The organism is Enterobacter sp. 4974935, from assembly GCF_058661735.1.
Map to the genome: position 1 here is coordinate 2,715,652 of NZ_JBZWGT010000003.1, position 21,302 is coordinate 2,736,953.

The window sequence follows — 21,302 nt, forward strand, 5'->3', positions numbered from 1 at the left end:
TTCGTGATGAAAATTGGCGTATTTGTACCGATCGGCAACAACGGCTGGCTTATCTCGACCACGGCCCCGCAATACATGCCGACCTTTGAGCTGAATAAAGCCATCGTGCAGAAAGCGGAGCATTACCACTTCGACTTTGCGCTCTCGATGATCAAGCTGCGCGGTTTCGGCGGTAAGACCGAATTCTGGGACCACAACCTGGAGTCCTTTACCCTGATGGCGGGCCTGGCGGCGGTAACCTCGCGCATCCAGATTTACGCCACCGCCGCCACCCTTACCCTTCCCCCGGCAATCGTGGCGCGGATGGCCTCCACCATCGACTCCATCTCCGGCGGGCGCTTTGGCGTCAACCTGGTCACCGGCTGGCAAAAGCCGGAGTACGAGCAGATGGGGATCTGGCCGGGGGACGATTACTTCTCCCGTCGCTACGACTACCTGACTGAATACGTGCAGGTGCTGCGCGATCTGTGGGGCACCGGCAAAAGCGATTTCAAAGGCGACTTCTTCACCATGAACGACTGCCGCGTCAGCCCCCAGCCGTCGGTGCCGATGAAGGTGATTTGCGCCGGGCAGAGCGACGCGGGGATGGAATTCTCCGCCAAATACGCCGACTTCAACTTCTGCTTCGGCAAAGGCGTTAACACCCCTGCCGCCTTCGCGCCCACCGCGGCACGCATGAAAGCGGCCGCCGACAAAATCGGGCGCGACGTGGGCTCCTACGTGCTGTTTATGGTGATTGCCGACGAAACCGACGACGCCGCGCGCGCCAAATGGGAACGATACAAGGACGGCGCCGACGAGGAAGCCCTGAGCTGGCTGACCGAGCAGAGCCAGAAGGATACCCGCTCCGGCGCGGACACCAACGTTCGCCAGATGGCCGACCCGACGTCTGCCGTCAATATCAACATGGGCACCCTGGTTGGCTCGTATGCCAGCGTCGCCAGAATGCTCGACGAAGTGGCTGCCGTGCCCGGCGCCGAAGGCGTGCTGCTGACCTTCGATGATTTTCTCACCGGCGTGGAAACCTTCGGCGAGCGTATTCAGCCGCTGATGCAGTGCCGCGCCCACATCCCTGCCGTGACGAAGGAGGTGGCGTAATGACGACCCTCAACGCTCGCCCGGAGGCCATCACCTTTGACGCGCAGCAGAGCGCGCTGATCGTGGTGGATATGCAAAACGCCTATGCCAGTAAAGGCGGGTATCTGGATCTGGCCGGGTTCGACGTCTCGGCCACGCAGCCGGTGATTGAGAATATCAAAACCGCCGTGAGCGCCGCGCGTGCTGCGGGCATGCTGATCGTCTGGTTCCAGAATGGCTGGGACGACCAGTACGTCGAAGCTGGCGGTCCCGGCTCACCCAACTTTCACAAATCCAACGCCCTGAAAACCATGCGCCAACGGCCTGAACTCCAGGGCACGCTGCTGGCGAAAGGCGGCTGGGATTATCAGCTGGTGGATGAGCTGGTACCGGAAGCTGGCGATATCGTACTACCGAAACCGCGCTACAGCGGCTTTTTCAATACCCCGCTCGACAGCCTGCTGCGCAGCCGGGGCATTCGTCATCTGGTCTTTACGGGCATTGCCACCAACGTCTGCGTGGAGTCCACCCTGCGCGACGGCTTCTTCCTCGAGTATTTTGGCGTGGTGCTGGAAGACGCTACCCATCAGGCCGGGCCGGATTTTGCCCAGAAAGCCGCCCTGTTCAATATCGAAACCTTTTTTGGCTGGGTCAGTAACGTCGCCGATTTCTGCGACGCGCTGGATCCCCCGCTCGCCCGCATCGCCTGAGGAGAACCGCTATGCCGAAATCCGTGATTATTCCGCCGGGCACCAGCACCCCGATAGCCCCGTTTGTCCCCGGAACCCTCGCCGACGGCGTGGTGTATGTCTCAGGCACGCTGCCGTTTGATAAAGACAACAACGTGGTGTTTATCGATGACCCAAAGGCGCAAACCCGCCACGTGCTGGAGACGATCAAAACCGTGATCGAAACGGCGGGTGGCACGATGGAGGACGTGACCTTCAACAGCATCTTTATCACCGACTGGAAAAACTACGCCGCGATTAACGAGATCTACGCGGAGTTTTTCCCCGGCGATAAACCGGCGCGATTTTGCATCCAGTGCGGGCTGGTAAAGCCTGAAGCGCTGGTTGAAATTGCCACCGTTGCGCACATCGCGAAGTGAGGCCGCCATGAAACTGTCCATTTCCCCGCCCCCCTTTGCGGGCGCGCCCGTGGTGGTGCTGATTGCCGGGCTCGGCGGCAGCGGCAGCTACTGGCTGCCTCAGCTCGCCGTGCTGGGGCAGGAGTATCAGGTGGTGTGCTACGACCAGCGGGGCACGGGGAATAACCCGGATACCCTGCCGGAAGACTACACCCTCGCACACATGGCCGACGAGCTCGCACTGGCGTTAGCCGGGGCCGGGATCGCCCGTTACTGCGTGGTCGGCCACGCGCTGGGGGCGCTGGTCGGCCTGCGGCTGGCTATCGATAAGCCTGACGCCCTCACCGCGCTGGTTTGTGTCAACGGCTGGCTGACCCTCAATGCCCATACCCGACGCTGTTTTGACGTTCGCGAACGTCTGCTGCATGCGGGCGGGGCTCAGGCGTGGGTAGAGGCACAGCCGCTGTTTCTTTACCCGGCAGACTGGATGGCTGCCCGCGCTCCGCGGCTGGAGGCCGAGGAAGCGCTGGCGCTGGCCCATTTCCAGGGCAAAGCCAATCTGCTGCGCAGGCTGCATGCGCTGAAACAGGCCGATTTCAGCCGCCACGCTGCACGCGTTCGCTGCCCCGTGCAGATTATTTGTTCCACCGACGATCTGCTGGTGCCGTCCGTCTGCTCCGCGGAACTGCACGCCGCCCTCCCGCACGCCCGCAAAACGGTCATGCGCCAGGGCGGGCATGCCTGCAACGTGACCGCGCCGGACATCTTTAACACGCTGCTGCTGAACGGGCTTGCCAGCCTGCTGCACAGCCCTGAACCCGCTTTGTAAGGAGCCTGAATGAGCGAAGCCATCACGCCCGCCGCGCTGGAAACGCTGTTTACCGGCGCACGTACCCATAACGGCTGGCTGGATATACCGGTCAGTGACGAGACGCTGCGCGAGATTTATGACCTGATGAAATGGGGGCCGACGTCCGCCAACTGCTCCCCGGCGCGCATTGTCTTTGTGCGAAGCCCGGAAGGAAAAGAGAAGCTGCGCCCGGCGCTCTCCAGCGGCAACCTTGAGAAAACGCTCACCGCCCCGGTCACGGCAATTGTCGCCTGGGACAGCGAGTTTTATGAGCGCCTGCCTGTACTATTCCCGCACGGCGATGCCAGAAGCTGGTTTACCTCCAGCCCCGCACTGGCGGAAGAGACCGCCTTTCGCAACAGTTCGATGCAGGCCGCGTACCTGATCTTCGCCTGCCGCGCGCTCGGGCTCGACACCGGGCCGATGTCCGGCTTTGACCGGGAAAAAGTGGACGCGGCCTTTTTCACGGGCACGCTGCTTAAAAGCAATCTGCTGATTAACATCGGTTATGGCGATATGAGCAAAGTCTATGGGCGCTTACCGCGTCTGACCTTCGAAGACGCCTGCGGGCTGGCGTAAGGAGCCATCATGACGACACCCGATCAACAAACCTTCCGTGATGCCATGGCCTGCGTCGGTGCGGCGGTCAATATCATCACCACCGACGGCCCTGCGGGAATGGCGGGCTTTACCGCCAGCGCGGTATGCAGCGTGACCGATTCCCCGCCCACTCTGCTGGTTTGCCTCAACCGTGGCGCGTCCGTCTGGCCGATTTTCAGCGAGAACCGCACCCTGTGCGTTAACACGCTGAGTGCCGGACAGGAGCCATTATCCAACCTGTTTGGCGGTAAAACGCCGATGGCGGAACGCTTTGCCGCTGCCCGCTGGCAGACAGGCGACACGGGCTGTCCACGTCTGGAAAATGCCCTGGCCTCGTTCGACTGCCGCATCAGCCAGGTGGTTAGCGTCGGCACCCACGACATTCTGTTTTGCGACATCGTATCCATCGTTCGCCACCCGGCACCGCAAGGGCTGGTGTGGTTCGACCGCGGCTATCACGCACTTATGCGACCCGCCTGTTAATCCGCATTCAGGAGACAGAACATGTTCGGACTTCCTCACTGGCAGTTGAAATCGACCTCTACAGAAGCAGGCGTGGTCGCGCCGGATGAAAGGCTCCCGCTCGGGCAGACAATGGTGATGGGCGTGCAGCATGCGGTCGCGATGTTTGGTGCGACGGTGCTGATGCCCATGCTGATGGGGCTGGATCCTAACCTCGCCATTTTGATGTCGGGTATGGGTACCCTGCTGTTCTTTTTTGTCACCGGCGGGCGCGTGCCCAGCTATCTGGGCTCCAGCGCCGCCTTTGTGGGAGTCGTTATTGCAGCGACCGGGTTTAACGGTCAGGGCATTAACCCCAACCTGAGCGTGGCCCTCGGCGGCATTATCGCCTGTGGGCTGGTCTACACCCTGACCGGTCTGGTGGTGATGAAAGTCGGCACGCGCTGGATCGAGCGGATGATGCCCCCCGTCGTCACCGGGGCGGTGGTGATGGCGATAGGCCTGAACCTCGCGCCGATTGCGGTGAAGAGCGTATCCGGCTCGCCGTTTGAAAGCTGGATGGCGGTGATTACGGTGCTGTGCATCGGCGTGGTGGCGGTCTTTACGCGCGGGATGATCCAGCGGCTGCTGATCCTGGTCGGGCTGATTGCGGCCTGTCTGATCTACGCGCTGCTGGCGAACGTGTTTGGTCTCGGCAAGCCGGTTGATTTCACACTGATTCACCAGGCCGCCTGGTTCGGCATGCCGCAGGTGACCTCACCCACCTTTAACGCTCAGGCGATGATGCTCATCGCGCCTGTCGCGGTGATTCTGGTGGCTGAAAACCTGGGCCACCTGAAAGCCGTAGCGGGAATGACCGGGCGCAATATGGACCCGTATATGGGGCGGGCATTTGTGGGAGACGGTCTGGCGACCATGCTCTCCGGCTCGGTCGGCGGCAGCGGCGTGACGACCTACGCGGAAAACATCGGCGTGATGGCAGTGACCAAAGTCTACTCGACGCTGGTCTTCGTGGCGGCGGCGGTGATGGCGATACTGCTCGGCTTTTCCCCAAAATTCGGCGCATTGATCCACACCATCCCGGCACCCGTGATTGGCGGCGCCTCGATTGTTGTATTTGGTCTGATTGCCGTCGCGGGGGCACGCATCTGGGTGCAGAATCATGTTGATCTGAGCCAGAACGGTAACCTGATCATGGTGGCGGTCACGCTGGTGCTGGGCGCAGGCGACTTCGCCCTGACGCTGGGCGGGTTTACGGTGGGCGGGATTGGCACGGCGACCTTCGGCGCGATCCTGCTCAACGCCCTGCTTAGCCGCCGCAAAGGGGATGAAGCGCAAGCGGAAGCCATCACCCCCTGAACCTGAAATAGCCGGGTGACGCTACGCTTACCCGGCCTACATGCCAATTGTAGGCCCGTGCAAGCGAAGCGCCGCCGGGCAAAACGGGCAGCGTGCGCGTTGTTAGCTATCTGCCCCTTGTTCAGTGCCGAACCCGGCAGTCGCCTTACGTCGTTTTTTTAACTTTAACTCGCTCACCAGCACCCCGGCGACAATAAACGCCGCGCCCACCAGCGCCAGCAGCGGCAGACGCTCCCCGGCGATTCGCCCGAAAATACCCGCCCACACCGGTTCACCGGTATAGATGACCGTCGCCCGTGTCGGAGATACGCTGCGCTGCGCCCAGTTCATGGTGACCTGAATAATAGCGCTAAAAATGCCCAGCCCCAGCGCCACGACGATAAGCCCGGTAGACATCGGCGGGAGGGACTCCCCTGCCGGCACCATCGTCGCGAACGCCACCAGCGACGCGGTGGCAAGCTGCACGACCGTCACCCGCTTGACGTCCACTTTTCCTGCCCAGGCGCTAATCAAAATAATTTCTGCCGCAATGGCAACGGCCCCCACCAGCGTGATGATCTCTCCCGGCCCCAGCGCCAGCAGATTATTTCCCGGCCCGGCTAATAAAATGAGGCCGATGAACGCCAGCATGATACCAATGCACGACATCAGGCCCGGTATTCTGCCCAGGCACAGCCACTGCAACAGCGGCACCAGCGGTACGTACATGGCGGTGATGAAGGCGGATTTACTGCTGGAGATAGACTGGAGCCCCCACGTCTGCAGGCTATAGCCCATGGCAATCGCCACGCCAATAGCGACACCCGCTTTAAGCTCTCTCAGGGTCAACCCGCGCAGGGTTTTCAGCGAAATAAGCGCCACGGCAACCGCCGCGGTTGCAAAACGCAGCCCTACAAAGAAAAACGGATCGCTCATCGTGACCGCGTACTGAACGGCAAGAAAGGTTCCGCCCCAGAACATGGTGATCAAAATCAGGATGGCTTCCTGAGGCTTAATGGAGAAAGTAAAACGGGAAACGGACATGGGACACCAGCACGAAGAATCAATCCTGTAGTGTGCGATGCCTTTGATTACAGTTCAATGTAGCAGACATAAAAAAACCGCCGGGAAACCCGGCGGCAGAGAGTTAACCCGGCGTACTACTTGTTGCTGCCGTGGCTATTTTTACCCCCTTTTTTGCCAGCCTCTGATGCGCGCTGAGGGTCGTTTTTAAAATTGCCCCCGCTAGACTGGCCACCTTTACGACCTGCTTCTGATGCTCTTTCACGGTCTTCAGCGAAATTACCTGAACCACCACGATGGTTTGCCATCTCTAACCTCCAGAGTGTGAAACATTAGACATCATATTGCATTCAGTAAAAGAGGATTCTTTCACCTCGCGGCTCAAGGACAGTGCCTTTATCTGTGCCGCGTGAAACTAAGCTTAGTGTAATGCGGCTATCCGGCAAGCGAGAGGTAATATTCTGCAACATGATCTCAGCCTTTCGTATGAAATATTGAGGAGGTTATCCATAAGCCATTCTTATATTTTGAAAAAACAGCGCTGCTAAAGTTGTTTCATTTTGCTACAAAGCACGTAACGAAAAGATATTGTTATATATCAAATAAATGCCGTTCATTTTTGCAGTCTGGCCGTGATGTCATATCTTTAAAGTAACGCAGCGATCCGCTGTAAGAAAAACCAACGAGGAGTGATGCAAAATGGCAAAAGTTCTGGTGCTCTATTATTCCATGTATGGACACATTGAAACCATGGCTCACGCAGTTGCAGAAGGCGCAAACAGAGTAGACGGCGTTGAGGTTGTGGTTAAACGCGTACCGGAAACCATGCAGGCGGAAGCCTTCGCCAAAGCCGGGGGAAAAACACAAAACGCCCAGGTCGCCACCCCGCAGGAGCTCGCGGACTATGATGCCATTATCTTCGGCACCCCGACCCGCTTCGGCAATATGTCCGGCCAGATGCGCACCTTCCTCGACCAGACGGGCGGGCTCTGGGCCTCCGGCGCGTTATACGGCAAGCTGGCCAGCGTGTTCAGCTCTACCGGCACAGGCGGCGGCCAGGAGCAGACGATCACCTCAACCTGGACTACCCTTGCACATCATGGGATGGTGATTGTGCCGATTGGCTACGGCGCGCAGGAACTGTTCGATGTTTCCCAGGTTCGTGGCGGGACACCGTATGGCGCGACAACCATTGCCGGTGGGGATGGTTCACGTCAGCCAAGCAATGAAGAACTTTCGATCGCCCGCTATCAGGGTGAATACGTCGCGGGTCTTGCCAAAAAACTGAACGGCTAACCCAACAGGAGGACAAGTATGCCAACTCAAGAATCCAAAGCTCACCACGTGGGCGAATGGGCAAGTTTACGCAATACCTCTCCGGAGATTGCAGAAGCCATCTTTGAAGTCGCCAGGTATGACGAAAAGCTGGCTGAGCAGATTTGGGAAGAAGGCAACGATGAAGTGCTGGTTCGCGCTTTCGAAAAAACCGACAAAGACTCGCTGTTCTGGGGCGAGCAAACCATCGAACGTAAAAACGTCTGAATGTTCCCCCCGCCCGCGCGGGGGGTTTTCTTCTATTTCGCCGCGTTGTTCATCACCGCATTGAATCTATCGATCGGACAGAAGCCGTTGCCATCTACCGGACAGCCCTTCAGCTCCAGCGTCACGCGCTGCGCAGGAGATTGCAGCGACAGCACGCTGGCATTACGCAACTGCTCAGAACTCTGGTAGACATACTCAATTTTCATCAGCTCCTGGTTAGTGTTTTTGTCATGCCAGCGCTGGAAGACAATTTTACCGCCAATCGGGGTTCGTTCCTGCTGGTCGTGCAGCTGATACGGCCTGAAATCCAGCGCGGTCAGCAGCGAGGCAATGTTGGAGTCGTGCCCCACCAGCAGGGTAATTTTTGGCGCTTTGGCCTGTTCGGTCACCAGCGCTTTATCAATGTACTTCACCAACGGTTTAGCCACGTTCTGCGCCACGTCCGTCGAGGTAAACAGCGAGTCCTGGTAGCCGTTTTTCAGCTTCGACAGCACGCGCCACTGCTGATCGGTTTTGATTTCCCCCCATGCCACCTGGTCTGCCGGGAATCCTTCGTAATACTGTAGGGTGAACGCATCCACCAGCGAGTTACCCACTTTCAGCGGCCCGGAGACGCCCGGCTCTTTTTCATAATCGGCGCTGAACGTATCTTTCGCCTCCGTCAGGGAACAGACTTTTTTCTCCTTGCAGGACGGCGAGTCGCTATAGTTTGTCAGCAGCTCCAGCAGTTTGTAGCTTTCATCCAGCTGCATTTTCTGCCGTTCTGTCTCCATTGCTTTCAGCGCTTTCTCACGAAACTCAGGGGAATTATCGGTAATGACCGGATTGAAGGTGGGGTCCATAGTGCCCATTTTTTCCTGATGATGCACAGGCACATCGCACCCCGGGAACGCGCCGGTGATAAAGAACTGCGCGGTCGCCACGGTGCGCTGGAGGCTGTTGGCGTAGGCATAGACGGTATCCGCTGGTGGGCATTCACCCGTCTTCACCATCCCCTGCTCTGCCAGCCACTCGCGTATATAGTGACCCATATACACTTCCAGTACGCCCCCTTTGGTGGTGAGCTGTCCACCCGGGACGTCCCACTCCGGCCACTGCTTCGGCGTGGACTGCTCCAGCACGCTGCCGTTATTGGCGAGCGGCGCACGCAGGTTGTGGCGGCTCATGATGAGTACCTGTTCCAGCTGATAGCCGTCCGGTGTGTCCTGCGCCTGTGCGCCAAAGGTCACGGCAAGGGTACCTGCCACGGCAACTGCAAGTAGTGCTTTTCTCATCCCTAATTCCTCACACGTTTTTTTAATGTCGCATTGAGTGTGACAGATTCGTGACAGGTTTTTCGGGAAGCATTTCTCAAACTGATGAATACGTGACTCGCTGATTCAGAGGCTGATGCCGGTGACGATACCGACATACAGCGCCGCCCATGCGCAGGCTGAAAGCAGGCTGATGGCGTAAACCTTTATCGCGCTCAGCCTGAGCATGCCCGCCGCCAGCGGCACGATATAGCGCAGTACCGCCAGGAAACGCGAGGTGAACAACACCAGCAGGCCATTTTTATGCAGCTGGTGCTGTACCCGCAAAAACTTCCCGGCATGTTTTGCCGTGAAGCGTGACACTCGCCGGGTATGCCCCATCAGCTGGCCGATATGGTAATTCAGCACCGATCCTGCCGTAGCGCCCATCACCACCGCCAGCCACGTCAGCGCCGGATGCATACTCGACTGGCTGACGGCAATCCCCGCCAGCAGCATGACCGATGCGGGCGGGAGCACGGAAGAGATCAGTACCGTTGATTTACTCAGTGCCATAACAACGAGCAACGCGAAGAGATGCGTTGGATAATGCGCAAAATGATCCAGCAGCGTGTCCAGCCATGCCATTTTACTCTCCCCGGTAACATCAGAATTCCCCATTAGAAGTGAAAATAGTTAAATAAAACGTCAACATTCATTCAATAATATTCATTTAAACCATACTTAAACATTATTTAAATTCCTCAGCAGCCATTTTAAATCAGCGTATTATCCCTCACGTTTTACAACGATCTCGTTATGGCGAGGCTCCTGTACAAATACACGTTATCGCTCTGGTGGGTTCGAGAGAACCGGCACAGGGTAAAACAGGCACTGTCGAATCAAGGCTTTGCCAGTATAACTTCCCTTACGGGATACGGTGTACAGTGCTGAACCCAGGACGTGGGGATCTCCTTTCCGACATGCCCTGTCTTGCTCGCCCCTGAGAGATTTTATTATTCAAAGGGAAGTTACAATGTCTTACGCTATTCACAACCAAAATCTGGCTTTTAACGACAGCGCCATCGCACAATATATGAATACCGATTTTATTGTTATTGATATTTCATTATGCGTGGCTCTGGCACGCGAGCAATTCTTTGAAAAATTAAAAGATGATGATATTCCGTCACATATTTTTATCGAAGACAACGGTCGCCTCGCGGGTTTGATTGCCGTACGTAAATTATTGCAGGCCACGGATACCGTACAGCCCGTTAAAGGTCTGATGATATCGGATTTTATCCAGCTTAAACCGGAAGATGAGCGGGCGGATGTCGCCGGGTTGCTGGCGCACGCAGGTGCGGATGTCGTACCGGTGGTGACCCACGGCAAGCTGGTGGGCTGCCTTACCGAGCGTGAAATCGCCCATCTGCTGGAAGATGACGTTACTGAAGATGCCCAGCTTCAGGGGGCAACGCTGCCGCTGGAGAAGCCCTATCTGGAAACCAGCGCCTTTAGCCTGTGGAAGAAACGCTCCGTCTGGCTGCTGCTGCTGTTTGTCGCGGAAGCGTATACCAGCTCGGTGATCCAGCATTTTGAAGAGGCGCTGGAATCCGCCATTGCGCTGGCGTTCTTTATTCCGCTGCTGATTGGCACCGGCGGAAACAGCGGGACGCAGATTACCTCGACGCTGGTGCGCGCCATGGCGCTGGGTGAAGTCCACCTTCGCGACGTGGGTCGCGTGTTGCGCAAAGAGATGAGCACCTCGTTAATGATTGCCGCCACGCTAGGCCTGACGGGCTGCGTTCGTGCCTGGATGATGGGCATTGGGATGGAAATCACGCTTATCGTCAGCCTGACGCTGGTCTGCATTACGCTGTGGAGCGCCATTGTCTCATCGGTGATCCCGATGGTATTGAAACGCTGCAAAATCGACCCGGCGGTCGTTTCCGCGCCGTTTATCGCCACGCTGATCGACGGTACCGGGCTCATTATCTACTTCAAAATCGCACAGTATACGCTGGGGCTGGAATAACGAAAAAACCCTGCGATATTGCTATCGCAGGGTTTTCGAATTTGGCGGAAGCGTAGAGATTCGAACTCTAGAACCCTTTCGGGTCGCCGGTTTTCAAGACCGGTGCCTTCAACCGCTCGGCCACGCTTCCAAAGTGAGGCGCACTATAAACATCTCTGAGCATGATGTAAAGCAGGAAATTGCATTACGTTGAGCTTCTTGCGTCATTCCCTTCCGCTCCGATCACTTCTTCGTCATCGGCTGGCTAAAATGTAAACATTTATTTTTACATCACATAAACTTATTAGAATGAAAGTTTGTGATCTAGACTCTTTTTCATACACCGCAGCTTATCCGTGCAACATTACCACCTCAATATGCCCTTGTAAGACCCTATTCACGCAGGTCACTGCGATAAGAGATTTTCCATGAAATTATTCGATACCGATAACTACAGACTTATTCTCTGGCGTAAATTTCTGCCGTGGCTGATCCAGAACGGTGCGCAAAAAAACAACCCGCATGACTATTTTCTGGTGTACTTAAAAGATGCCGACAATACGCGTTATATTCTGAAGAAGCACGAAAGCAGCAACGTTGTGCTCTGCCCGATGCATAAAAGCGAAGATGTCAGTATGAGCGTGGAAGATATCAGCGAAATGCAGGCTGAAATCATTCACTATAAGCGCAATGGGTTTCAGGCTTACAAAGGCATTATCCCGTTTGCCTTTGACCATTATACGAAAATCATCACCTTAAAAACGGCCCTGGCTCGTCTGAAAGGGCGCTGTATTTCTGGCCTGAAATCTGATTCAGAAACCATCAGCCGGGACCGTTACAACTTGCTCAGGCTGCTGGTGACCGACTACGTCAACCAGCGCCCTTCGCGCGTTTCGTCTGGTTTCACCCAGCGGGAAGTGATCGCCATGCTTTACGGCACACTTTGGTATAAACATATCAAAAATGAGTCGTTTAGCAGAAAAATCGCGCTGTTACTTGAGTCGCTCGTGATCACGGGCGATCTCAGCGAAGAGGGTAAGGTGTACTACGTGCAGGGCCAGGCTATTACCACCATGGTCGAGTATGAAAAAGAGGACCAGCGGGTAACGCATCAGCAAAAAATGCAGAAAAAAATTACGCGTTTTATGTTTGCGATAACGCTATCTACGCTGCTGATTATTCTGGTTCTGCTGTCGATGGCCGGGGTCGTCGACCTCGCCGCTGTCTGGCAGAAAATACTACAGATTAAGCCTCTCAGATTTTTAATGAATTTTATCTAATACCCTGCCCATTAATTATGAATTTTATTTTTATCAGCGATAACTATTACCTTTGCCACGGTGTCTCAAGCTCACTGACATCTACCCATTTGATTCGCGATGAGGAGGATATTCACCATCTTTATGAGGTCGATCCTGAGCTAGATTTTATCATTGCGATTGAACAGGATAAGTTACGCAATAAAACCATTCAGCAGGTCAAAAAAGTCAAGCGTGATTACATTGTCCTGATGCATGAGATAGAAGCCAACAGCGCGGTGAGAATTGATAATATTATCTATTCGTCGATGCATTTTACTGCTCACCCTTTTCAGCAGCTGATGCGCTTTTATCGGGCGCTCAGGACACACTCCTTTACCCGACGCGAATATGACGTGCTAAAGCTTTTCCATATGGAAAATCATGAAATCGCGAAAAAGCTGCAACTGTCACAAAAAACGACCAGCACCTACCGCGTGAGGATCCTCGAGAAATTGAATATGCGTTCAAAAAACATTCTGGCGATGACCCGTATAAAATCGGCGATTGTCGATCAGAAACTGTGATCTTTTGCCTTACCTCGAGAAAACCGGGGCCTCAGGTTTCGCCCTGAGGGGGTTTGGCGGGCTCGGTATACCAGTTCTCTTTGGCAACCATTACGCTGCCCTCTGGCTGCATAACAAAATTCGGAGACATGATCTGCACGTTAAATTCGTTAAACACATCCTGTATCTGGCTATGCAGTTCATTGCGGGCAACCGCGAGGGACTGGTCGGGCAGCAGACGAACCTGCAACTCGTAGGCGATATACCAGTCCATTAACCCTAACTGGCGCACCAGCGGCGGCTCAGAAAGATCAATCCCTTTTGCCCGTTTCGCGGCCAGCTCCAGCATGGCATGCACCTGGCGCCATGGGGTGTCATAACCAATAGTGACGCTGACCGTCAGATTGAGGCTGCCATCAGGCTGTAGCGCGCTAAGGTTGGTGATCTTACCGCTCACCACCACCGCATTGGGCACGGTAACGACATAATTTTCCCGGGTAATAATTTTGGTCGCCAGCATGCCTATTTCACTGACCTTACCTTCGTTATCCGCCACCCGAATGACATCGCCTTTACGCAGTGCGCGGGAGTAAATCAGGACCAGACCGCTCATGGCATGGTTCATCACCCCTGCCGAACCCAGCGTTAACATCAGGCCGAAGAAGACGCTAATACCTTTAAACGCCAGTGAGTTTGCGCCGGGGAGAAACGGCCAGGCAGCGGAGAGAGCAAATAGCCAGACGGCGACGGAAATGAGCTTACGGGTTGCCCCCACGGTTTCCGGATGTACGCCGGGAAGTTGCAGACGACCAGCCTCCACCTGATTCAGCACCATCCTCAGCAGCTTCAGAATAAAAGCGGTAATGAGGAAAATGATCAGAACAATCGTCAGCCCCGGCAAAGCCGAGACAATCGCCAGGACAATTTGCTGCACCACGCGAAGCGACCAGTCTCCCAGCGACGTGCCCCACACCCGCGTCCACGGAAACAGACTGAATGCCCAGCTCAGCCAGACGTAAAAGCCGATTAAACCCAGCAGGAACATCAGCAAGGCGTAAAGCCGAATCTCAATGGCGCCAATGTACCGCCGCCAGCTTTGCGGCACCCGGCTGCGATTCTCCACAATACGCAGACGGTAGACGCGTCGAAACCAGCGCCAGGATCGCCAGGCGCCATAGCAGAGCAGCAAAAGCGCCAGCAGGCCAGCGGCAGCTTTTACCGTCGACAGCGCCAGCCAGCCGGTATCGTATTGATCGCGCAGCGCCATTCTCTGCGCTTCCATGCGCGCCAGCACGCGCTGCGCGGCCTGATCGAGGGTGAGATCGTCCCCTTCGTCCAAATCCCCTTCCGTCAGCAGCATCACGGGCTTACCGTTCATCACGATCAGCCGCCCCTGCTGGTTATAGCGGGTCACGGGGACGATAGTGAGCGGCTCACGCACGTCCGCCTCGGTAAAATTGCGCAGGGTGTTGCGGATGCGTAAAACGCGCTCCTCCGGCGTGGTCAGGCCAAATTTCGCCTGAAGCATGACGATCGGCTGATGAAAAATATAGACCGTCCGGGCGCGCTCCTGCTCAGAAGGCGCCTGGCGGGGCTCAGCGGCATACGATGAGAAGGCGCTCAGGGAGGCAAAACAGAACGCAAACGCGAGCAGGATCTTTTTCATCCTCACTACCCCAGATCAGAAATCTTGTTGTTTTTCAGGCAACCCGCGAATGCCAGGTGGGTATGTTGAGAATAGTCCAGCCTTTCGTTTCTGCAACAAGCGACGGTGAGCGTGTTGCTCTCAATCACAATATATGTATTATGTTATAACATAACAATTTGGGATTATGTTCTATGTTACTTAAAAAAGGGTTATTTCTGGCTTTATTGCTCTCCACGGCGCCTGCCGCTTTCTCAGCAACCTCCTGGCCCCTCACGATTGAAAATTGCGGCGTAAAGCAGACCTTTGCGCAGGCTCCTCAGCGCGTCGTGACCGTGGGACAGCATGAAACAGAATTACTGCTCGCACTGGGGCTGGAGAAAAAGATCGCCGCAACGTCGGTCTGGTTCGGCAAGCTCCCGGATCCGCTGGCAGATGCCGGGAAAAATATCCCCCGGCTTGCAGATAATTCCCCCTCATTTGAAGCCGTGGTGGGACAGAAACCTGAGCTCGTTCTCGCGCAGTATCACTGGCACATTGGTCCGCAGGGAGAAGTGGGCACCCGTGAGCAGTTTGCCTCGATGGGGATTAATACGTGGATCTCTCCTGCCGACTGCACGGATAAAGCGGTGACGGAAAAGTCAAACGCAGACGGAGCACGCAGCGCGCCGTTTTCGCTGGCCGAAATCACACGGGAAGTGACAGATCTGGCGACGATATTTGATGTTTCCGCGCGAGGTGAGCAGCTTAATCATACGCTGACGGAACGTATCAAAAAGGCCAAGGCGCGCGTCTCAGCGAAACCGCTTCGCGTCGTATTCTGGTTCTCAAGTAGCCGTCTGAATGGCGATCCCTGGGTGGCGGGGAATTACGGCGCGCCTGGCTGGATCAGCCGCACGCTGGGGTTGAAGAACATTATTGACTCTCATGACGAATGGCCGGCTGTAACGTGGGAACATATTGCCCAGTCGCAGCCGGACGTGATTGTTATCGCCGGGATGTCCCGCAGGCTCTACCCTGCCGATGACGTTGAGGTAAAAAAAGCATTCTTGCGTAATGACCCGGTGACGAAGAACATGCCTGCGGTCAGGAACAACCACATTATTGTGGTGCCGGCGATGTCGTTAAACCCTTCATTACGTAACGTCGATGCGGTTGAGCTTATCAGCGATCGGCTGGCTTCTTTCCAGGATGAACAATGAGTCATTTCGCTTTTGACCGCCGCCAGCAAGGTTTACTGGCAGCAGGCGTCATGGCGCTGCCGCTAATGCTGGTTTTTGCCGCCAGTATCGGTGATATGCCGGTGTCGTATGCCAGTACCGGGAAAGCGATCCTCAACGGACTGGGTTTGACCTCTTATGCGTTGCCACAAACGGAGGAGGGTATCGTCTGGCAATATCGCATGAGCCGGGCAGTGATGGCCGCGTGCAGCGGCGGTGGCCTGGCGCTGTGCGGGCTGGTGTTACAGTCGATCCTGCGTAACCCTCTGGCTGAGCCTTATCTGTTGGGGATTTCCGCGGGCGCCTCGCTGGGGGCCGTCTGCGTGATGCTTCTCGGCATGGGGGGAAGCGTGATTGGCGTGAGCAGCGGTGCGTTTGTCGGCTCCTGCGCCGCCTTTGCGCTCATCATGGTGATTACAAACGGGATGAGTGAAAGCCCGTCGCGCATTTTGCTGGCCGGTATTGCGGGCACCCAGCTCTTCAACGCCATGACCGCGTACGTCGTCAGCACGTCCGCCAATGCCGAGCAGTCCCGTAGCGTCATGTTCTGGCTGATGGGGAGTCTGAGCGGCGTGCGCTGGCCTGACGCGCTGCTGGCGCTGGCCGTTACGCTTGCGGGTTTACTGGTGGTATTGCTCTTTTCCCGGGCGCTGGACACCTTCACCTTCGGGGATGAGGTCTCCACCACGCTGGGGATCCCGGTTACCGCCGTGCGTATTGTCTTATTGCTGACCTGTGCCGTTGTCACCGCCACGTTGGTGAGCACCACAGGCGCAGTGGGTTTTGTCGGGCTGGTCATTCCCCATGTGACGCGCATGCTATGCGGGCCGGGCCATCGCCGCTCGATCCCGCTGACGTTTCTCATCGGCGCCCACTTTATGATCCTTGCCGATATCGTCTCACGCACGCTGATCGTGCACCAGGTTCTGCCCATCGGGGTGGTGACTGCGCTGGTGGGCGCCCCCGTCTTTGTGGCGTTGCTTTATCAAAACCGAAAGGAGCATCCATGAATATTACAGTGGCCGGGTTAACCGTAACCCGACAGGCGCAGACGGTGCTTAAGGATATCGATCTCGACCTGCCATCCGGGCAGATTGTCGGCCTGTTAGGGCCAAACGGCTCAGGCAAGTCCACGCTGCTGCGCTGCCTCGCCGGGCTGTTTCCACGACACAGCGAACGTGTTGCGCTTAATGGCACAACGCTTGGCTTGATGCCGCTGAAAATACGGGCGCAGCACATGGCGTTTGTCCCGCAACATGCTGAGGTCGACGGGGAACTGACCGTTGAGGATATTGTCAGGCTGGGGCGTACGCCCTACCGGAAAACATTCCAGAGAACCACGCGCGACGATGAGGCTGCGGTTGAACAGGCGATTGGCCTGATGCAGTTATGCAGCTTACGCCAGCGGCGATGGCATTCTTTGTCAGGCGGAGAACGACAGCGAAGTCAGATAGCCCGCGCGCTGGCCCAGCAGCCGCAGGTGCTGTTGCTCGATGAACCGACAAACCACCTGGACATTCAGCACCAGCTGGAGCTGATGCGGCTCGTTTCACAGCTGCCGCTTACGGTGGTGGTTGCACTGCACGATCTCAATCTTGCGGCCAATTATTGCCAGCGTCTGATCCTCCTGAAGGCCGGGCAGATCGCAGCCACGGGTGCGCCCGAAGCGGTGCTGACGCCCTCGAACATCGCGGATACCTGGTGCGTAAAAGCTCAGGTCTGTAAGGCCGACGCCGGGATCACGATAAGCTATAACATGGGTAACATGGCGGAGAGCCAGAACAAAAGCAAAAACCCCTGCGATATTGCTATCGCAGGGGTTTTGAATTTGGCGGAAGCGTAGAGATTCGAACTCTAGAACCCTTTCGGGTCGCCGGTTTTCAAGACCGGTGCCTTCAACCGCTCGGCCACGCTTCCTAAGTGAGGCGAACTATAAACACCTCACCGTGCGCTGTAAAGGGTGCGCGCATTCGTTCGCTTTAAAAATAGCCAAAATGCGTTTAATCGGTTGAATAGCCAACAGATTGACCGTTTTACCAGCATAATATCCACCGCGGATCGTTAGTGCTTTTTGATGTACATATCTTTGGTGTAGTAGTAGCCAAGCTTATCCGGCGTGAAGCCCCCTACCCACGGTTTCACCAGGTGCGTGCGCACGTAGTGATAGACAGGGATCGCCGGCACATCGCGCCCCAGCAGATCTTCTGCCTGCTGGTAGAACTTACCGCGCTCCTCCGCCGTTTTCGCCTTCGCCGCATTCACCAGAGCCAGATCGTATTCCGGATTGCTGTACTGAGTGGTGTTTTGGCTGTCACCGGTACGGAAGTTATTCAGGAAGGTTGCGGCGTCATCGTAATCAGCAATCCAGGCGTAGCGCACCGCGTCAAAGTTATGGGTGTGCATGGTATCAAGCATGGTTTTCCACTCCTGGTTTTGCAGCTTCGCCTCTACGCCGAGGTTCTTCTTCCACATCGAGCTGGCGGCAATCGCAATACGCTGGTGCGATTCCGAGGTGTTATAGAGGAGATTAAAGCTGAGCGGATGGCTGTCGTTAAATCCGGCTTCGGCCAGCAGTTTTTTCGCCTCGGCAATGCGTTTATCCATCGGCCAGCTGGCGTAATCAGGGTTCTGTAACTTGACGCCGCCAATATCCGGCTGGCTGATGAGCCATGCCGGGCGTTGCCCCTGCCCTAAAACTTTCCCGGCGATAATATCTTTATCCAGCGCCAGATTCAGCGCCTTACGCACGCGGGCGTCGCTGAACGGCGGCCTGGTGGTGTTGAATTCGTAATAATAGGTGGCAAGCTGCGGCGATACATCCAGCTCGCTCCCCAGCGTTTTCTTCAGCTGAGCAAACTGGTTGATCGGCACCGTGTAGGCGATGTCGATTTCGCCCGCTTTGTAGCGGTTGACGTCAGCGGCTTCGGAGGAAATGGGCAGATAGGTCACCTTGTTGATGACGGTATGTGCGTTATCCCAGTATTTCGGGTTTCGCACCGCCACAATGCGTTCGTTCACCACCCACTGTGACAGTTTATAGGCCCCGCTGCTGACGAAGTGCTCCGGTTTGGTCCACTTATCACCGAAACGACCTACCAGGACTTTATCTATCGGCACCAGAGACGGGTGAGCCAGCATCGCCAGGAAAGCAGCATTTGGCTGGGTGAGCGTCACTTCCAGCGTGGTGTCATTGATGGCTTTCACGCCCAGCGACTCGGGTGCTTTTTTGCCTTCTGCGATATCAGTGCCGTTGACGATACGCATACTGCCGGGATAGCTGGCATACGGAGAGACGGTTTTCGGGTCGACCAGTCGCTGCCAGCTCCAGACAATATCTTCCGCGGTGATGGGGGTGCCATCGCTCCAGGTAATGCCCGGGCGCAGATGGAAAGTCCAGACGGTGTTATCTTTATTTTCCCATTTCTCCGCCAGGCGCGGCTGGATTTCACCTGCCGGAGAGACGCTGACCAGCCCGTCGAATAAATCGCTGATAATATTGAATTCGACATCGCTTTCGACTTTATGCGGGTCGAGCGAGGCGGGTTCACTGCCGTTGTTCCTGACCAGTTCCTGCTTATCTGCCAGCTGGGTTCCTGCTGGCACGTTAGCCGCCCAGGTTGCCGTGCTGGCGCACAGGATCCCTGCGGTTAACAAAGAGAGCGTAAAGTGCATGCGTGTTTGTGGTTTCATTTCCTTCGCCTTATTGTCTGTTTTTATGACGATCCGGAAATAACTCTTAGCGGCCTTAGGGAAATAACGCAATATTTTTCAGTGACCTATAAGAGGTTGATCTGAATACGCCTTGCATACCGCACTTCATTCTGAGTACAAAGGCTTTACCAGAATAAAAAACCAGCATAATCCCTAAGGGGCTGAGTAAAGATGGGTAAAACCACTTTGCGTCTGCCGCGCCGTTTCCTATTCTTTGCGCTAATTACATCTGTCATAAGAGAGTGACTCATGGATCGTATAATTACTTCTTCACGCGACCGCACATCGCTACTCAGCACCCATAAGGTGCTGCGCAATACCTATTTCATGCTCAGCCTGACGCTGGCGTTTTCGGCGATCACCGCGACGGCCAGCACCGTACTGATGCTGCCTTCTCCGGGCCTGATCCTGACGCTGGTGGGTATGTATGGTCTGATGTTCCTGACCTATAAAACCGCGGATAAACCGGTGGGTATTCTCTCCGCTTTCGCCTTCACCGGCTTCCTGGGCTACATCCTGGGGCCAATCCTGAACGCCTATCTGTCTGCCGGAATGGGCGACGTGATTGGTATGGCGCTGGGCGGTACCGCGCTGGTGTTCTTCTGCTGCTCGGCCTACGTGCTGACCACCCGTAAGGACATGTCCTTCCTCGGCGGTATGCTGATGGCGGGTATCGTGATTGTGCTGGTCGGTATGCTGGCGAACATCTTCCTGCAATTGCCTGCTCTGCATCTGGCAATCAGCGCGGTGTTTATCCTGATTTCATCCGGCGCAATCCTGTATGAAACCAGCAACATCATTCACGGCGGTGAGACGAACTATATCCGCGCCACCGTGAGCCTGTATGTGTCGCTGTACAATATTTTTGTCAGCCTGCTGAGTATCCTGGGCTTCGCCAGCCGCGATTAACTCACCGTGCTGTGAACAAAGCCCCGCTTATGCGGGGCTTTGTTTTTTTGGTAGACTGAGGCGGTTTTTGACAAACGCGTGAATGAATATGTTGAGTTTTGAAGGCAAAGAGATCGAAACCGATAACGACGGTTATCTGAAAGAGAGCAGCCAGTGGAGCGAAGCGCTGGCGGAGAAAATTGCGGAAAACGAAGGAATTACCCTCTCCCCGGAACACTGGGAAGTGGTGCGCTTTGTGCGCGAATTCTACCTCGAATTCAACACCTCTCCGGCTATCCGCATGCTGGTCAAAGCCATGGCGAATAAATTTGGCGAAGAGAAAGGCAACAGCCGTTATCTGTATCGCCTGTTTCCGAAAGGCCCGGCTAAACAGGCGACAAAAATTGCCGGCCTGCCAAAGCCGGTAAAATGCATTTAATAGCGAATACTGAAGTCAGCGTATTCCCGGCCGGGTTGATGCGGTTCCGTTAGCACCTTATCAACCCGCGCGCTGCGCGGTCCGCCCGCTTTCAGCCACGCCACCAGCTTCTCTACCCGATCCGCCTCACCGCAGGCCACAACCTCCACGCTGCCATCATCCATGTTACGCGCATACCCCGTCAGTCCGAGCTGAAGGGCTTCGCGCTGGGTGCTGTAGCGGAATCCGACGCCCTGTACAAGGCCATGGACCCAGGCAATGGTGCATACATTTGACATCATCCTTCTCCTTATCAGACTGGCGCGTTGCATTTCCTCGCTGAAGTCGGGAAAATGGCGGCCATTTCATTGGAATCGACAGAATAGCA

The 21,302-nt window shown here is 55.9% G+C and carries 24 protein-coding genes, 2 tRNA genes and 1 riboswitch; of the genes, 17 read left to right on the plus strand and 9 right to left on the minus strand.

Going from position 1 to position 21,302, the window contains the following annotated elements:
• Positions 1-6 precede the first annotated feature (6 nt).
• Genes rutA through rutG form a run of 7 tightly spaced genes read left to right on the plus strand, consistent with a single transcriptional unit; the run spans position 7 to position 5,435 of the window.
• On the plus strand, positions 7-1,098 hold the full coding sequence (rutA, locus tag AC4OVS_RS14375; RefSeq protein ID WP_023305836.1) for a pyrimidine utilization protein A: 1,092 nt from the start codon (positions 7-9) through the stop codon (positions 1,096-1,098).
• A complete protein-coding gene (gene rutB / locus AC4OVS_RS14380; RefSeq protein ID WP_023299764.1) occupies positions 1,098-1,787 on the plus strand; it encodes a pyrimidine utilization protein B in 690 nt (229 codons plus the stop codon). Before rutA ends, rutB begins: the two co-directional genes overlap by 1 nt.
• An 11-nt stretch (positions 1,788-1,798) precedes the next feature.
• Entirely contained in the window at positions 1,799-2,185 is a 387-nt protein-coding gene (gene rutC / locus AC4OVS_RS14385; protein WP_015570870.1) for a pyrimidine utilization protein C, read from the plus strand.
• A gap of 7 nt (positions 2,186-2,192) precedes the next feature.
• On the plus strand, positions 2,193-2,993 hold the full coding sequence (rutD, locus tag AC4OVS_RS14390; RefSeq protein ID WP_022647680.1) for a pyrimidine utilization protein D: 801 nt from the start codon (positions 2,193-2,195) through the stop codon (positions 2,991-2,993).
• Between the two features lie 9 nt (positions 2,994-3,002).
• The gene (locus tag AC4OVS_RS14395) at positions 3,003-3,593 is read left to right on the plus strand and encodes a malonic semialdehyde reductase (protein ID WP_022647679.1); all 591 of its coding nucleotides are present in this window, start codon (positions 3,003-3,005) and stop codon (positions 3,591-3,593) included.
• Between the two features lie 9 nt (positions 3,594-3,602).
• Positions 3,603-4,097 (plus strand): NADH-dependent FMN reductase RutF, encoded by a 495-nt coding sequence (gene rutF, locus AC4OVS_RS14400; RefSeq protein ID WP_023299762.1) that lies wholly within the window; start codon positions 3,603-3,605, stop codon positions 4,095-4,097.
• 21 nt (positions 4,098-4,118) lie between these two features.
• Positions 4,119-5,435 (plus strand): pyrimidine utilization transport protein G, encoded by a 1,317-nt coding sequence (gene rutG, locus AC4OVS_RS14405; RefSeq protein ID WP_108367757.1) that lies wholly within the window; start codon positions 4,119-4,121, stop codon positions 5,433-5,435.
• Positions 5,436-5,537: 102 nt separating this feature from the next.
• Here rutG and AC4OVS_RS14410 read toward each other — a convergent pair whose 3' ends face one another.
• A complete protein-coding gene (locus tag AC4OVS_RS14410) occupies positions 5,538-6,458 on the minus strand; it encodes a DMT family transporter (protein ID WP_491922520.1) in 921 nt (306 codons plus the stop codon).
• 116 nt (positions 6,459-6,574) lie between these two features.
• The gene (locus AC4OVS_RS14415; RefSeq protein WP_001273664.1) at positions 6,575-6,745 is read right to left on the minus strand and encodes a con-10 family general stress protein; all 171 of its coding nucleotides are present in this window, start codon (positions 6,743-6,745) and stop codon (positions 6,575-6,577) included.
• A 391-nt stretch (positions 6,746-7,136) separates the two neighbouring features.
• Between AC4OVS_RS14415 and wrbA the strand changes: the two genes are divergently transcribed.
• Both wrbA and AC4OVS_RS14425 read left to right on the plus strand, forming a co-directional pair.
• The gene (gene wrbA, locus AC4OVS_RS14420; RefSeq protein WP_022647675.1) at positions 7,137-7,733 is read left to right on the plus strand and encodes an NAD(P)H:quinone oxidoreductase; all 597 of its coding nucleotides are present in this window, start codon (positions 7,137-7,139) and stop codon (positions 7,731-7,733) included.
• Positions 7,734-7,751: 18 nt separating this feature from the next.
• Entirely contained in the window at positions 7,752-7,979 is a 228-nt protein-coding gene (locus AC4OVS_RS14425; protein WP_022647674.1) for a YccJ family protein, read from the plus strand.
• Between the two features lie 32 nt (positions 7,980-8,011).
• On the opposite strand, the gene agp is transcribed toward AC4OVS_RS14425, so the two are convergent.
• Positions 8,012-9,253, minus strand: coding sequence for a bifunctional glucose-1-phosphatase/inositol phosphatase (gene agp, locus AC4OVS_RS14430; RefSeq protein WP_063146140.1), 1,242 nt, complete (start codon positions 9,251-9,253; stop codon positions 8,012-8,014).
• Positions 9,254-9,358: 105 nt separating this feature from the next.
• Positions 9,359-9,859, minus strand: coding sequence for a DedA family protein (locus tag AC4OVS_RS14435; protein ID WP_045308873.1), 501 nt, complete (start codon positions 9,857-9,859; stop codon positions 9,359-9,361).
• A gap of 158 nt (positions 9,860-10,017) precedes the next feature.
• A riboswitch (M-box (ykoK) riboswitch) is annotated at positions 10,018-10,187 on the plus strand.
• A 60-nt stretch (positions 10,188-10,247) separates the two neighbouring features.
• Between AC4OVS_RS14435 and AC4OVS_RS14440 the strand changes: the two genes are divergently transcribed.
• Positions 10,248-11,249 carry a magnesium transporter gene (locus AC4OVS_RS14440; RefSeq protein WP_063146141.1) on the plus strand — a complete coding sequence of 334 codons (1,002 nt, stop codon included), beginning with the start codon at positions 10,248-10,250 and terminating at the stop codon, positions 11,247-11,249.
• A gap of 42 nt (positions 11,250-11,291) precedes the next feature.
• On the opposite strand, the gene AC4OVS_RS14445 is transcribed toward AC4OVS_RS14440, so the two are convergent.
• Positions 11,292-11,379: transfer RNA gene (locus AC4OVS_RS14445), tRNA-Ser, on the minus strand.
• A gap of 277 nt (positions 11,380-11,656) precedes the next feature.
• Between AC4OVS_RS14445 and AC4OVS_RS14450 the strand changes: the two genes are divergently transcribed.
• Positions 11,657-12,508, plus strand: a complete 852-nt coding sequence (locus AC4OVS_RS14450) for a hypothetical protein (RefSeq protein ID WP_023299756.1) — start codon at positions 11,657-11,659, stop codon at positions 12,506-12,508.
• A 17-nt stretch (positions 12,509-12,525) separates the two neighbouring features.
• The gene (locus AC4OVS_RS14455) at positions 12,526-13,053 is read left to right on the plus strand and encodes a helix-turn-helix domain-containing protein (protein ID WP_023305829.1); all 528 of its coding nucleotides are present in this window, start codon (positions 12,526-12,528) and stop codon (positions 13,051-13,053) included.
• Between the two features lie 31 nt (positions 13,054-13,084).
• Here the strand turns inward: AC4OVS_RS14455 and AC4OVS_RS14460 are convergent, their stop codons facing one another.
• Positions 13,085-14,698: a mechanosensitive ion channel family protein gene (locus AC4OVS_RS14460; RefSeq protein ID WP_491922521.1), complete on the minus strand. Its 1,614-nt coding sequence runs from the start codon at positions 14,696-14,698 to the stop codon at positions 13,085-13,087.
• 173 nt (positions 14,699-14,871) lie between these two features.
• Between AC4OVS_RS14460 and AC4OVS_RS14465 the strand changes: the two genes are divergently transcribed.
• The 3 genes from AC4OVS_RS14465 to AC4OVS_RS14475 are packed head-to-tail and all read left to right on the plus strand — an operon-like array spanning position 14,872 to position 17,740.
• Positions 14,872-15,879: an ABC transporter substrate-binding protein gene (locus AC4OVS_RS14465; RefSeq protein WP_491922522.1), complete on the plus strand. Its 1,008-nt coding sequence runs from the start codon at positions 14,872-14,874 to the stop codon at positions 15,877-15,879.
• Positions 15,876-16,907 carry a FecCD family ABC transporter permease gene (locus AC4OVS_RS14470; RefSeq protein WP_063849357.1) on the plus strand — a complete coding sequence of 344 codons (1,032 nt, stop codon included), beginning with the start codon at positions 15,876-15,878 and terminating at the stop codon, positions 16,905-16,907. The genes AC4OVS_RS14465 and AC4OVS_RS14470 overlap by 4 nt, the downstream gene beginning before the upstream one ends.
• Positions 16,904-17,740 carry an ABC transporter ATP-binding protein gene (locus tag AC4OVS_RS14475; RefSeq protein WP_227022515.1) on the plus strand — a complete coding sequence of 279 codons (837 nt, stop codon included), beginning with the start codon at positions 16,904-16,906 and terminating at the stop codon, positions 17,738-17,740. Before AC4OVS_RS14470 ends, AC4OVS_RS14475 begins: the two co-directional genes overlap by 4 nt.
• Here the strand turns inward: AC4OVS_RS14475 and AC4OVS_RS14480 are convergent.
• Positions 17,727-17,814 (minus strand) — tRNA-Ser (locus AC4OVS_RS14480). The genes AC4OVS_RS14475 and AC4OVS_RS14480 overlap by 14 nt on opposite strands.
• A gap of 144 nt (positions 17,815-17,958) precedes the next feature.
• Entirely contained in the window at positions 17,959-19,587 is a 1,629-nt protein-coding gene (locus tag AC4OVS_RS14485; RefSeq protein WP_481241735.1) for an ABC transporter substrate-binding protein, read from the minus strand.
• A 270-nt stretch (positions 19,588-19,857) separates the two neighbouring features.
• Between AC4OVS_RS14485 and yccA the strand changes: the two genes are divergently transcribed.
• Both yccA and tusE read left to right on the plus strand, forming a co-directional pair.
• Complete coding sequence (gene yccA, locus AC4OVS_RS14490) at positions 19,858-20,517, plus strand: FtsH protease modulator YccA (protein ID WP_003858127.1); 660 nt, start codon at positions 19,858-19,860, stop codon at positions 20,515-20,517.
• Between the two features lie 88 nt (positions 20,518-20,605).
• Positions 20,606-20,935 (plus strand): sulfurtransferase TusE, encoded by a 330-nt coding sequence (gene tusE / locus AC4OVS_RS14495; protein ID WP_003858129.1) that lies wholly within the window; start codon positions 20,606-20,608, stop codon positions 20,933-20,935.
• Here the strand turns inward: tusE and yccX are convergent.
• Positions 20,932-21,213: an acylphosphatase gene (yccX, locus tag AC4OVS_RS14500; RefSeq protein WP_003858131.1), complete on the minus strand. Its 282-nt coding sequence runs from the start codon at positions 21,211-21,213 to the stop codon at positions 20,932-20,934. The two genes, tusE and yccX, sit on opposite strands and share 4 nt — an antisense overlap.
• Positions 21,214-21,302 lie beyond the last annotated feature (89 nt).